13 protein-coding genes and 1 pseudogene are annotated in these 12603 nt (G+C 68.0%); 6 read left to right on the top strand and 8 right to left on the bottom strand.

Annotation, left to right across the window (positions count from 1 at the left end):
• Positions 1-6 precede the first annotated feature (6 nt).
• Positions 7-1074, top strand: a complete 1068-nt coding sequence (locus tag F1643_RS01695; protein ID WP_255542288.1) for an NAD(P)H-binding protein — start codon at positions 7-9, stop codon at positions 1072-1074.
• Positions 1075-1097: 23 nt separating this feature from the next.
• Here F1643_RS01695 and ppa read toward each other — a convergent pair whose 3' ends face one another.
• Positions 1098-1655: an inorganic diphosphatase gene (gene ppa, locus F1643_RS01690; RefSeq protein ID WP_149223834.1), complete on the bottom strand. Its 558-nt coding sequence runs from the start codon at positions 1653-1655 to the stop codon at positions 1098-1100.
• Between the two features lie 164 nt (positions 1656-1819).
• On the opposite strand from ppa, the gene F1643_RS01685 reads away from it, so the two are divergent.
• Both F1643_RS01685 and F1643_RS01680 read left to right on the top strand, forming a co-directional pair.
• A complete protein-coding gene (locus F1643_RS01685) occupies positions 1820-3652 on the top strand; it encodes an extracellular solute-binding protein (protein WP_194910046.1) in 1833 nt (610 codons plus the stop codon).
• A gap of 238 nt (positions 3653-3890) precedes the next feature.
• The gene (locus F1643_RS01680; RefSeq protein ID WP_370540427.1) at positions 3891-5867 is read left to right on the top strand and encodes a methyl-accepting chemotaxis protein; all 1977 of its coding nucleotides are present in this window, start codon (positions 3891-3893) and stop codon (positions 5865-5867) included.
• A 51-nt stretch (positions 5868-5918) separates the two neighbouring features.
• Here the strand turns inward: F1643_RS01680 and F1643_RS01675 are convergent, their stop codons facing one another.
• Positions 5919-6221 carry a 4a-hydroxytetrahydrobiopterin dehydratase gene (locus F1643_RS01675; protein WP_194910044.1) on the bottom strand — a complete coding sequence of 101 codons (303 nt, stop codon included), beginning with the start codon at positions 6219-6221 and terminating at the stop codon, positions 5919-5921.
• Between the two features lie 141 nt (positions 6222-6362).
• Here F1643_RS01675 and F1643_RS01670 point away from each other — a divergent pair, with 141 nt between their 5' ends.
• Positions 6363-6713, top strand: a complete 351-nt coding sequence (locus F1643_RS01670) for a metallopeptidase family protein (RefSeq protein ID WP_014249055.1) — start codon at positions 6363-6365, stop codon at positions 6711-6713.
• Positions 6714-6751: 38 nt separating this feature from the next.
• Here F1643_RS01670 and F1643_RS01665 read toward each other — a convergent pair whose 3' ends face one another.
• Positions 6752-7351: a uracil-DNA glycosylase family protein gene (locus tag F1643_RS01665; protein ID WP_194910173.1), complete on the bottom strand. Its 600-nt coding sequence runs from the start codon at positions 7349-7351 to the stop codon at positions 6752-6754.
• Position 7352: 1 nt separating this feature from the next.
• Positions 7353-8096 (bottom strand): NAD-dependent deacylase, encoded by a 744-nt coding sequence (locus F1643_RS01660; protein ID WP_194910043.1) that lies wholly within the window; start codon positions 8094-8096, stop codon positions 7353-7355.
• A 166-nt stretch (positions 8097-8262) separates the two neighbouring features.
• Here F1643_RS01660 and F1643_RS01655 point away from each other — a divergent pair, with 166 nt between their 5' ends.
• Both F1643_RS01655 and F1643_RS01650 read left to right on the top strand, forming a co-directional pair.
• Positions 8263-8760 carry a low molecular weight protein-tyrosine-phosphatase gene (locus tag F1643_RS01655; protein WP_194910042.1) on the top strand — a complete coding sequence of 166 codons (498 nt, stop codon included), beginning with the start codon at positions 8263-8265 and terminating at the stop codon, positions 8758-8760.
• Between the two features lie 68 nt (positions 8761-8828).
• The gene (locus F1643_RS01650; RefSeq protein WP_194910041.1) at positions 8829-10025 is read left to right on the top strand and encodes a sensor histidine kinase; all 1197 of its coding nucleotides are present in this window, start codon (positions 8829-8831) and stop codon (positions 10023-10025) included.
• A 22-nt stretch (positions 10026-10047) separates the two neighbouring features.
• On the opposite strand, the gene F1643_RS01645 is transcribed toward F1643_RS01650, so the two are convergent.
• The 4 genes and pseudogenes from F1643_RS01645 to fliG all read right to left on the bottom strand — a co-directional run bounded on the left by F1643_RS01645 (position 10048) and on the right by fliG (position 12446).
• On the bottom strand, positions 10048-10503 hold the full coding sequence (locus tag F1643_RS01645; RefSeq protein WP_255542286.1) for a DUF2000 domain-containing protein: 456 nt from the start codon (positions 10501-10503) through the stop codon (positions 10048-10050).
• 42 nt (positions 10504-10545) lie between these two features.
• Positions 10546-10830, bottom strand: coding sequence for a helix-turn-helix domain-containing protein (locus tag F1643_RS21970; protein WP_255542305.1), 285 nt, complete (start codon positions 10828-10830; stop codon positions 10546-10548).
• A 180-nt stretch (positions 10831-11010) separates the two neighbouring features.
• Positions 11011-11387 (bottom strand): annotated as a pseudogene (locus tag F1643_RS21965) (AraC family ligand binding domain-containing protein); the annotation flags it as partial.
• 36 nt (positions 11388-11423) lie between these two features.
• Positions 11424-12446 carry a flagellar motor switch protein FliG gene (fliG, locus tag F1643_RS01635; RefSeq protein WP_194910040.1) on the bottom strand — a complete coding sequence of 341 codons (1023 nt, stop codon included), beginning with the start codon at positions 12444-12446 and terminating at the stop codon, positions 11424-11426.
• Positions 12447-12603: the final 157 nt, after the last annotated feature.

Below are 12603 nucleotides of genomic sequence, written 5' to 3'. Positions count from 1 at the left end.
AAAGCGATGGGGACAACAATGGAACGGCAGGCGACCGGCACGGGCAGGACCGCCCTGGTTCTGGGTGCGACCGGCGGGTTTGGCGGGGAGATGGCGCGGGCGCTGGCGGCACGCGGCTGGACGGTGCGCGGTCTGCGCTGCAAACCGGCGGAGCGGCTGCGACCTGACGGAGTTCAGTGGATGTTCGGCGATGCGATGAATGCCGCCGACGTGGCGGCGGCGGCCGAGGGCGCAGCGCTGATCGTCCACGCGGTGAACCCGCCGGGATACCGTCATTGGGACCGGTTGGTTCTACCCATGCTGGACAACAGCATCGCCGCGGCTTGCGTCAACCGTGCTCGCATCCTGCTGCCCGGCACCGTCTACAACTATGGCCCCGACGTCTTCCCGCTGATCCCGGAGACGGCGGCGCAGAACCCGCTCACCCGCAAGGGTGCCATCCGGGTGGAGATGGAGCGTCGGTTGCATCGCGCGGTGGGGCAGGGGGCGAGATTGCTGATCCTGCGCTGCGGCGACTTCTTCGGTCCGCAGGCGGGCAACAGCTGGTTCAGCCAGGGATTGCTGACGCCCGGCAAGCCGCCGACCCGGATCAACCAGCCGGGCCGGCCAGGGATCGGCCATCAATGGGCCTATCTGCCCGATGTGGCGGAAACCGCGATGCGCCTGCTCGACCGCGAGGCGGAGTTGAGCGACGACGCGATGTTCCACATGGATGGACACTGGGATGCCGATGGCGGCCGGATGGTCGCGGCCATCCTCCGCGCATTGGGCGAGCCCGACCTGCCGGTGCGGCGGATGCCCTGGTGGGTGCTGCGGCTGGCCGGTCCGGCGGTGCCGCTGTTCCGCGAACTCAGCGAGATGCGTTATCTGTGGCAGGAGCCGGTGCGGCTCGACAATCGCCGCCTGCTGGCCTTCCTGGGCGAGGAACCTCACACACCGCTGGATCTGGCGGTGCGCAGGACGCTTGCCGGGTTGGGATATCTCAAGCTGGGACATCTCCCCGCACAGCCGGCGGGATCGCCGGAGGCGGGGAAATGCATACCCGACCATGTGGCCTCAAGCCGCCTGGGCTGAGGCCTCACGGTTCAAACCAATCCTCAGACCACCGGACCCGGAGTGCCCTTGTTGGCTTCCAGGGCGCGGGCCAGGCCTTCCTCGATCTTCTTGGCCGCCTCTTCGGCGTTGCCCCAGCCGCGGACCTTCACCCACTTGTTCTTTTCGAGATCCTTGTAGTGCTCGAAGAAGTGGGCGATCTGCTCGATCACGATCGACGGCAGGTCGGTGTAGTCCTTCACGTCGGTGTAGAACGGGTGCAGCTTGTCGACGGGAACGGCCAGCAGCTTCTCGTCCTCGCCGGCCTCGTCCTCCATGTACAGGACGCCGATGGGACGCGAGCGCAGGACCGCACCCGGGACGACGCCGTGCTGGCCGACGACGCAGACGTCCACCGGATCGCCGTCACCCGACAGGGTGTGCGGGATGAAGCCGTAGTTGCACGGATAGAACATCGCGGTGTGCAGGAAACGGTCGACGAACACCGCGCCCGATTCCTTGTCGACTTCGTACTTCACCGGCTGGCCGCCGATCGGAATCTCGATGACGACGTTCACGTCCCAGGGGGCATTCTTACCCGCGGCGAGCTTGCTCAGATCCATGTATCGCGTTCCTTCGACTGGCGTATTCAGGGCACGTTCTTGTTTCGGCGCCGATGCCCGGTCCGGCGCCACGCGGGGCCGGAGTTTAGGCGGAACGCCGATCAAGGCCAAGGAACTTGCGTGGGCTCTTGCGCAGGTGCGGCAAAGGGGCAACCCTGCCGGGCATGGCCCGCCCGATCATCCTGCTCCTCATCCTTCTGGCTCTGCCGGCGCTCCGTCCGGCATGCGCGGAGGCTCCCGAACACGGCATCGCCACGCACGCCAGTGTAACGCATGGCATCGCCATGCATGGCGATCTGGCATTGCCGCCGGACTTCACCGCCTTCCCCTACGTCGACCCGGACGCGCCTAAGGGCGGGACCATCCGGCAGGCGGTGACCGGCAGCTTCGACAGCCTCCACCCGCACATCGTCAAGGGCGTGCCGGCGCTTGGCCTTGGCTATGTGTTCGAAACGCTGCTGACGCGGTCGTGGGACGAGCCCTTCTCGCTCTACGGTCTGCTGGCCGATCGGGTGGAGGTGGCCGGCGACCGCTCCGCCGTCACCTTCCGCATCGATCCCAAGTCGCGCTGGCACGACGGGACGCCGGTGACCGCCGCCGACGTGCTGTTCTCCCTGGAGATGCAGCGGCGGCACGGCACGCCCAACCGGCGCCTGTTCTACGCCAAGGTCGCGGCGGCCGAGGCACCCGATCCGCAGACCGTCCGCTTTGCCTTCGCTTCCAACCCGGACGGAGCCATCGACCGCGAGATGCCGCTGCTGATGGGACTGATGCCGATCCATTCGAAGGCCTTCTGGACCGGCCGCGACTTCAACCGCACGACGCTGGAACCGATCCTCGGCAGCGGCCCCTATCGCATCGCCGCCGTCGATCCGGGCCGCCGCATCGTCTATGAGCGGGTGCGCGACTATTGGGGCCGCGACCTGCCGACCCGCGTCGGGCAGTTCAACGCCGACCGGCTGGAATTCGACTATTACCGCGACGATTCCGTGGCGCTGGAGGCGTTCAAGGCCGGACAGGGCGACGTTCGTTACGAGAGCGATCCGGCCAAATGGGCCAGCGGCTACGACGGCCCGGCCCTGCGCGACGGCCGCATTGTGCGGGAGGAACTGCCGAACCGGCGGCCGGAGCCGGCGCGCGGCCTGATCTTCAACACCCGCCGGCCGATCTTCGCCGATGTGCGGGTGCGCCGGGCGCTGGGCATGGCGACCGACTTCGACTGGATCGGCCGCAGCCTGTTCCACGGGCTGCTGACCCGCACCGCCAGCTATTACCCCAACTCCGACCTCGCCGCCCGCGGCTTGCCGGAGGGGGAAGAGTTGCGGGCGCTGGAGCCATTCCGCGACCGGTTGCCGCCTGACCTGTTCACCCACCCTTTCGCCCTGCCGGATGGCGGGACCGGCAACGGCCCGGCGGGCCTGCGCGCCGGCCGGCGCGAGGCGTTGCGACTGCTGGAGCAGGCCGGCTGGCGGGTGCGCGACGGCCGGCTGACCGATGCGGCCGGGAATCGTTTCGCCTTCGAAATCCTTCTCTCCGATCCATCGGAGGAGCGGGTGGCGCTGGAATTTGCCCGTTCGCTGGAGCCGCTGGGCATCGAAGCGCGCGTCCGGACAGTGGACAGCGCCCAGTTCCAGGGGCGGCTGGACCGTTTCGATTTCGATATGACTATGCGCTGGTGGGCGTCCAGCCTGTCTCCCGGAAACGAGCAACTCTATTACTACGGGTCCGACGCAGCCGGTCAGGAGGGTAGCCGCAACCTTGCCGGCATCCGCGACCCGGTGGTCGACGAACTCGCCCGCTCCATCGCCGCGGCCACCACGCGGGCGGAACTGGTCGGTCGGGTGCGCGCGCTGGACCGGGTGCTGCTGTGGGGGCACTACATGGTCCCGCTGTTCCACAGCCCGGTGGACCGGATCGCCCGCCGGTCGACCCTGCACCGTCCGGCAATCACTCCGCTGTATGGACCGATGATGGAAAGCTGGTGGGTGGCGCCTTAGGCTATCATTGAACGCATAGATTTCGATTAATGAATTTTCTACAATCCATGACTGGCAGGCCGATCAGGATGGCCCCTGACTGACGTACGGCAAATCTTCATTGCTAATATTGCCCCTAAATGGATCTATCGCGCCATGCGGGGGACACCGGATGAATATCCGCGCAAAAATTTTGTGCGCAAATGTTCTGATCGCCGCCTTTCCGATCTGCATGGCCGTCGTCCTTGCGTGGAATGCCGTGGCGGATCTCCGGCAGCGCCACCGGACGGAAAACTCGCTTTCGGCTTTCGAGGCGACTCTGCAGGTCGGTCCCCTGTTGGCGAGCGAACGGGGGCGCTGGGCGGTCGCCTTCGACAGCGACAAGCCGCTGGACGCCGCCACCGCCCAGCCGCTGGAGGCGGCCATCGCCGCCAGCGATGCGGCGCTGACCAAGGCTCGTGAGCAGATCGAGGCCGCCGGCCTGGCCCCTACCCCGATCGTCACCGCCACCAACCAGTTGAAGGCGGCGCGGACGGCCGCCCGTCAGGCGGCGGAGCAGGCCAAGGCGGTTCGGCCGGCGACCATCGCCGCGGCCACTATCGATGCCATTGCCGCGGCCAACCAGAATGTCGGCAAGGCCATCGACGAAACCTACCGCTCCACCATCGTCAATGGTCCCGACCTGTTCGGTCACGTCAATCTGGCGCGGCTGGCCCAGGACATGCGCGACGTCGGCGGCACACGCTCCGCCTCCGTCGGGCTGTTCGTCGCCGGTATGGCCTTCGGGCCCGAGCGGCTGCAGGCGGCGACCGAGATGACCGGCAGGATCGGCGGCCTCTGGCAGATGATGCAGCAGGCGGTGCTCAACCTCGGCAACCCGCCGGAGCTGACCAGGGCGCTGGAGCATGTGCGCACCACCATGATGACGGAGGGCGAAAAGCGCTTCCAGAGCGTGATCGACGCCGCCCGCAAGGGCGCAGCGCCGCCGGTGACGCTTTCCGAGTGGCGCCCCTGGGTGACGCCGATGCTGAACAACATCCTGACGATGCGCGACGCCGCCCTGTCGGTGGCGCATGAGACGAACCGGGAAAGCGTGGCCCAGGCCTGGACCCAGCTGATCCTTGCCGCGGTGGTCCTGGCGGCGGTCTGCATCACCTTCGGCATCGTGCTGATCGTGCTGTCGGCCCAGGTCACACGGCGGCTGGGTTCCCTGACCTCCACAGTCGTGCGGCTGGCCGATGGCGATCTCGGCGTCGACATCGCCTATTCCAAGCTGCCGGACGAGATCGGCGCGATGGCGCGGGCGATCCAGGTGTTGAAGGAAAGCGCCGTCGAACGCGTCCGCCTGCAATCCGAACAGGAGGCCCAGCGTGCCGCCCGCGAGAAGCGCGCCGCCGCCGTCGAACGGATGGTTCAGGGCTTCGACCGCACGGTGTCGGCCATCCTGACCAGCGTGTCCGGTGCCTCCGCGCAGTTGAGCGAGACCGCCGAATCCATGGCGGCGCTGGCGGAGGAGACCAGCCGTCAGGCCTCCGCCTCCACCTCCGCGGCGGAGCAGACGTCGGTGAACGTGCAGACCGTGGCCTCGGCGACGGAGGAGATGACCGCCTCGATCCGCGAGATCGGCGAACAGGTCTCGCGCTCCAACGGCGTCGCCGCCCAGGCGGTGCGCGAGGCGCAGGACACCACCGGCTCCGTCCGCAATCTGGCGGAAGAGGTCGCGCGCATCGGCGAGGTGGTCAAACTGATCCAGGACATCGCCAGCCAGACCAACCTCCTGGCGCTGAACGCCACCATCGAGGCGGCGCGGGCGGGGGAGGCCGGCAAGGGCTTCGCCGTCGTCGCCAGCGAGGTGAAGCAGTTGGCCAACCAGACCGCCAAGGCGACGGAGGACATCTCCGCCCAGATCAACAGCGTGCAGAACGCAACGCAGGGAACGGTGAACGCCATCGCCGGGATCGGCGGCACCATCGGCACGATGAACGAGATCGCCGCCACCATCGCCGCCGCGATCGAGGAGCAGAGCGCCACCACGTCCGAGATTTCCCGCAACGTCCAGCAGGCGGCCCAGGGCACCGGCGAGGTCAGCGGCAACATCGCGCAAGTGCACGAGGCGGCGGCCCAGACCGGCCGGGCGGCATCGCAGGTGCTGGACGCCTCCACCGGCCTGTCGCGTCAGGCGGCGGATCTGCGCCGCGAGGTGGAGACCTTCCTGTCCGGCATCCGCGCCGCCTGACGCTTGCCAGCCCTTCTCCCAGGGCGGGAGAAGGGCTTTTGATTGCCGGCCCTACCGGTCGTGCAGCGGGGCCATCTGATCCAGGCGGTGGGCGAAGTCGATGTCGGCCGGGGTCACGGCGTCGGCGCTGCGGGTGTAGAGGATCACTTCCACCCGGCCGAGGTCGTTGAACCATTCGGGATGATGGCCTGTCTTCTCGGCCAGCAGGGCGACCTGGTTCATGAACCCCCAGGCGGCCGGAAAATCGGCGAAATGGTAGGTCTTGCGGATGGCGTCGCGTTCCAGCACCTCCGACCAGCCGTGCAGTTCCTTCAGCGCCGTCTGGCGATGCGCGCCGACCAAACGATCGGACATGATGACCTCCCTTTCTTCCGTTCCTCTTTTGCCGCCCGCAGCTTCTTGGCGAACGGGCGGCGGTCCGCTACCTTCTGCGGCATGATACGGAAACCTTCAGGTCCCCATACGGTTCCGCCCACGGTCGAAGACCTGGAGCGCATGGCCGAAGAAGCGCTTGAAACCATCCCTGCGGAGCTTCTGGCCCCGGTCGGGAACCTCGTCATCCATGTCGAGGATTTTCCTGATGAGGATACCGAGCGGGAGATGGAGCTGGAAAGTCCATTCGACCTGCTGGGGCTGTACCGGGGGGTGGATCTGACGCGGCAAAGCGTCGCCGACCTGCGCGGCGGGCCGGACATGATCTTCCTCTACCGCCGTCCGATCCTGGATTACTGGTGTGAGACGGGGGAGGAGTTGCCGGCCATCGTCCGCCATGTCCTGATCCACGAGATCGGCCACCATTTCGGCTTTTCCGACGACGACATGGAGCGGATCGAGACCATGGAGTAGGGGAGGAGTAGGGGGTCGCGCCTCAACCCTCCAGCGCCTCAACCCTCCAGCGCCTCCGCCACCCGGCGGCGCAGCGCCGGCACCAGCTCCTCCTCGAACCAGGGGTTCCGGTTCAGCCAGGCGGTGTTGCGCCAACTCGGGTGCGGCAGCGGGATAGTGGCCGGGCCGTAGTCGCGCCAGCTTGCCACCGTCTCCGTCATCGTCGCCTTGCGGCGGTCGCGCAGATAGCGCGTCTGGGCGTATTGCCCGATCAGCAGGGTCAGCCGGACACCCGACAACGCCTCCAGCACCGGCGGGTGCCACAGGGGCGCGCATTCGGGCCTCGGAGGGTAATCGCCGCCCTTCGGCATGGTTCCGGGATAGCACAGCCCCATCGGCACCACGGCGATGCGGGATTCGTCGTAGAAGGCTGTCCGGTCCATCGCCAGCCATTTGCGCAGCCGGTCGCCCGACGCGTCGTCCCAGGGTATGCCGCTGGCATGCACCCGCGCGCCGGGAGCCTGACCGACGATCAGAAGGCGGGCGGTGGGGCTGCCGCGCAGGACCGGGCGGCAACCGTGCGGCAGGACGCCCGCGCACAGCGTGCAGGCGCGGACCCTCGCGAACAGGCGGTCGAGCGTCGAGCCGCCCTCAATCATGTCATCGGACAATCGACAGCAAATCCTGGACGAAGGCCGGCACCACCTCGGTCGCCGGGCCGTTGATCGAGCTGTGGAAATAGGACGCGCCTTCCGAGGGTTCCAGGTTCAGCTCGACCGTATAGGCGCCGGCCGACCGCGCCTCTGCCACAAATCCGGCGGCGGGGTAGACATGGCCCGACGTGCCGATCGACACGAACAGGTCGCATTCCTCCAGCGCCCGCTGGATGCGCTCCATCTGGTAGGGCATCTCGCCGAACCAGACCACGTCCGGCCGCATGCCGCCCTTGCGCCCGCAGGTCAGGCAATGGTCGTGCACCGACAGGTCGCCCTGCACCTCCGTCACCGTGCGGCAATGCAGGCAGAAGGCCTTCAGCAGTTCGCCATGCATGTGCAGCGGCGCCGTCGATCCGCCGCGCTCGTGCAGGTCGTCGATGTTCTGGGTCACCAGCAGGACATCGCCCTTCCAGCGCCGCTCCAGCTCCGCCAGCGCCCGGTGCGCGGCGTTGGGCTGCACCGCCGGGTCGGCGAGGCCGCGGCGGCGGTCGTTGTAGAAGCGGTGGACGAGGTCGGGGTTGCGCGCGAAGCCCTGCGGCGTCGCCACATCCTCCAGATCGACCTGGCTCCAGATGCCGCCGGCGCAGCGGAAGGTGTCCAGCCCCGACTCCTTGGAAATTCCGGCCCCGGTCAGGATGACGATCGAGTCGGTCGGACGCAGGCGGTTGGTCAGCGCGGGTGAGGGCATGGCATCCCCTTGATATCTGGCGATCGGATTCACGCTTCAAATCGAGTCCGATTTTACGCGATCCGATCTAACGGTTCGGAAACCGGTCATGTGGAAAACTGCTGCGGCGTACGCTCGTCGCGCCCGGATGTAAAGCCGCTGAAAAGAAGGAAGGGGGATACCGCAGGTGGTCAAGGTCCTGTTCGTCTGCACGGGCAACATCTGCCGCTCGCCGACTGCCGAGGGGGTGTTCCGCCATCTGGCCGAGCGCGCCGGTCTCGGGCCGCATGTGACCGCCGATTCCGCCGGCACCCACAGCTATCATGTCGGCGAGCCGCCCGATCCGCGCACGCAACGCGCGGCGCTGGCCCGCGGCGTCGACCTGTCGGCTCTGCGCGCCCGCAAGGTGGTTGTGGCCGACTTCACCCGCTTCGACCATATCCTGGCGATGGACCGCGGCCATCTGGCCCAGCTGCGCCGCATCGCTCCGCCGGGTACCACCGCGGCGCTCCGCCTGTTCCTGGACGATGCGCCGGGACTTGAGGGCCGCGAGGTTCCCGATCCCTACTACGGCGGCCCCGACGGCTTCGAAGAGGTGCTGGACCTGTGCGAGACCGGGTCGCGCGGCCTGCTGGACCGCCTGATGCGCGAAAGCAAGTTTCCGATTCGCGAACGCATCGGTTAACGTCTCGCTGTGCCCCGGTTGCTTGGTTTATGCTGCCGGGATTAGCCCTTTGGGAGCATCCGTCCGCCATGACCAGCGCAGCCACCGGCACCACCACGCCCGGCGGAATCCTCGACGGCATCGTGCTGTTCGAGGCCTTCTCGCCGGAGGAGCGCGCGGCCGTGGCCTCGCGCGGGCGGGTGTTCGATGCACCGGTCGGCACGGTGCTGATGCGCGAAGGCGACGGCGCCAGCTCGCTTTACGTGCTGTTGGACGGCACGGTGCGGGTGGTGCGCAACGACCAGTTCGGCGGTCAGGTGGAGGTCGGATTCCGCCGCGCCGGCGACTGTTTCGGTGAGATGGCGCTGATCGACGGCGGCGCCCGCTCCGCCTCGGTGATCGCCGCCACGCCGGTGACGGTGTTCGAGCTGGAACGCGAGCTGTTCCTGGCGCTGATCTCCCCCTCGCCCGATCTGCTGGCGAAGCTGCTGCGCGAACTCAGCCGGATGATCCGCGAGGTGTCTGAACGGGTGGTGCGCGAGGATCTGGAGCGCCGCACCCGCATCGCCGAATCGGCTTTGGCCCGCCAGCGCGCCATCACCCAGGCGGTGACCGGGCTGGCGCACGAGTTGAACACGCCGCTCGGCGTCTGCGTCACCGCCGCCAGCCACCTGCAGGAGCTGGCCCGTCCCGGCAACGGCCCGCTCGCGACAGAGGAGTTGCGGGAGCCGGCCGCCCTGCTCGACGCCAATCTCGCGCGCGCGGTGGATCTGGTGGAGGCGTTTTCCGCCATCGCCGCCTGCCAGAACGCCGAACCGCTGGAGGCGCTGGACCTGCGCCAGACGGCGGCCGACATCGCGGCGCTGTTCGCCGTCCAGCATCCGGACCTGCCGCTGGCCTTGCGGGTGATGCCGGGTGCCCCCTGTCCCTGGATCGGCTGCACCCAACCGCTGGAGCGGGTGCTGCACCACCTGTTCGCCAACGCCGCCGCCCATGGCTATGCCGGTGGTCCCGGCGCCGTCGAGGTGGCGGTGGAGCCGGCGATGCTGGATGCGGTCCCGGCCTGGAACCTGATCGTCCGCGACCGCGGTGCCGGCATTCCGGCGGAGCATCTGCCGCTCCTGACCGATCCCTTCTTCACCACCGCCCGCCCCCGCGGCCACAAGGGGTTGGGTCTGGCCGTCGTCTTCAACACGGTGACCGGCCCGCTCGGCGGCCGGATCGCCTTCGACAGCACGCCGGGAGCCGGCACGATGGTGACGATCACCCTGCCGCAGGAGCTGTGAGGGCGGAAACGGCCGTCGCCTTCTACCCGTGCAGGACGAGCCCCTTCACCGTCTTGTCGACCGCCTTCTTCGGCCCGCGCAGGGCCAGCCCGACCAGATCGGGGCCGGCCGGATCCTCGGCCCGGAAAGCGGCACGGTTGGCGGCATCGTGCCCCGTGGCGAACATGGCGGCGACGTAGGGCACCAGTGTCAGCCCCCGTTCCAAGGCGCCGTCGCGGACCGCCCGCAGCCGGTCGCCATCGGCTGCGAAGATCATGATCGGCTGGCCGAGCATCCGGCCATAGCGGCGGCCGGCACCGTCGACATAGGGTTCGCCCAGCGCTTCGGGGGCCGCGGCGGCGATGCCGGTGGCCAGGAAGGCGGCGACGTTCAGCTTCTGCCACACCGGCAGATCAGCGCGGATGACCAGCGCGACCTTGGTGTCGAAGCGGACGGGTGCGTCAGCGGCGATGGGTTCGGTCATCTGGGTATCGGGCATGAGAGTTCTCCTTCGCCCATCCAGATGCCGGATGATCGCGTCTCAGTCTGGAACGTTCGTGCACAGATCGCGGTAGGCGGCGGGCGTCATGCCGTAGGCGCGGCGGAACCAGCGGCCGAGATGGCTCTGGTCTGCGAACCCGACCTCTGCCGCGACCAGGGCCGGCGCCTCGCCGTCGGCCAGCCGGCGCCGGGCGGCGCGCAGGCGCAGCCGGACCAGATAGGCATGCGGCGACAGGCCGAAGGCGGCACGGAAGGCGCGGTTCAGACGGAAACGGTCGACGCCGGCCGCGGCCGACAACTCGTCCAGTCCGACATCCTCGGCCATGCGGGCGTGCAGCAGGTCGCGCGCCAGGGCAGCGGCGCGGTCGGGGCGCAGGCGCTGGCGGTCCGGCGGCGGGGCAAGATGGCCGGCCAGCCTCGCCGCCAGACGGTCCACCGACAGGTCGCGGGCAAGCCGCCCCTCCCCGCGGTGAAGGGCCAGGAAGGCGGTCAGGATCGTCGCGGCGAGTCCGGGATCGTCGGCCAGCGTGTCGCGGAAGCCCAGACAGCCGGCGGCGCGCGGCATCAAGCCGTTCAAGGCATCGGTGCGCGCGGTCAGCAGCGGCACCGGCAGGTAGAGCATGGCATAGGTGAAGCCGTCCTCAGCGGGGCTATGGCCGTCATGGGCCTCGCCAGGTTCGATCAGGATGACGCGGCCGGGGTGCTGGTGTGAAGCCGCCGCCGGCAGCGGAAGGCCTGCACCCCCTGTTCGGTGACGCCGACCAGCAGTTCGTCATGGTCGTGCAGGTCATAGGCATGGCCGCGGAAATGGGCACGGATCGTCTCGATGCCAGTTTCCGCGTCGCGGCGGACCGCCACCCAATCCCGTTTTCCGTCCGCCATGTCTCCCATGCGGCACCTCCATGGCCGGATCGCCGGTCAGTAGATCAGTTCGTTCTCGCCGCCGCCTTCGGAGATGACCAGTTCGCCGCGGGCGGCGAGATCCTTTGCCAACTGCACCATGTACATTTGCGCCTCGTCCACGTCGCGGACGCGGACCGGACCCATGGCGGCCATGTCCTCGCGCAGGATCTTGGCCGCGCGCTCGGACATGTTGGAGAAGAACAGGTCCTTCAGCGTTTCCGACGCGCCCTTCAGCGCGGTGCCCAATTTCTGCTTGTCCACCGTGCGCAGCATCGTCTGGACGCCGCCGGGGTCGAGCTTCGACAGATCCTCGAAGGTGAACATCAGCGACTTGATGCGCTCGGCGCTGTCGCGGTTGCGCTCCTCCAGCGCCGCCATGAAGCGATGCTCGGTGGTGCGGTCCAGTCCGTTGAAGATCTCCGCCAGCATTTCGTGGCTGTCGCGGCGGCTGGTGCGGGCGAGGTTGGTCATGAACTCCGTGCGCAGCGTGCGCTCCACATCGTCCAGAACTTCCTTCTGAACCGCCTCCATGCGCAGCATGCGCATGACGACTTCCATCGCGAAGCTTTCCGGCAATTGGGTCAGCACCCGGCCGGCATGTTCCGGACGGATCTTGGACAGCACCACGGCGACGGTCTGCGGATACTCGTTCTTCAGGTAGTTGGACAGCACCGACTCGTTGACGTTCGCCAGCTTGTCCCACATCGTGCGGCCGGCCGGACCACGGATTTCCTCCATGATCTGGTCGACCTTGTCCTTCGGCAGGGTCTTCATCAGGAGGCGCTCGGTCGAATCGAAGGAGCCGACGAGGGAGCCGGTGGCCGACATCTGCTCGGCGAACTCGACGAACAGGCGCTCGATCAGGTTGGCCGAGACGGTGCCCAGGTTCGCCATCACCTGGGACAGCTCCTTGATCTCCTCGTCGTCCATCAGCGAGAACAGTCTGGTGGCATGCTCTTCGCCCAGAGCCAGCATCATGATGGCGGCCTTTTCCGGGCCGGTGAGGGTCCGGTAATCCTCGCGAACCTTCAACGCCATCTGTCCGCCTCCACCGATCCGCCCACCTCGCGCCGACGGCGGGCGGTTCATTCTTGCACGTCAGGTTTCCTATTCTTCCGTTTTAATACGATCCGCTTGCGCATTCCATCCCTTCAGGGGAAAGGGGCGGGGACGAATTCAGCCAATTCCCCACCCT

The sequence above is a fragment of the Azospirillum sp. INR13 genome, from assembly GCF_015390205.1.
Lineage (GTDB): Bacteria > Pseudomonadota > Alphaproteobacteria > Azospirillales > Azospirillaceae > Azospirillum.
This window is presented reverse-complemented; position numbering and strand designations above follow the sequence as displayed.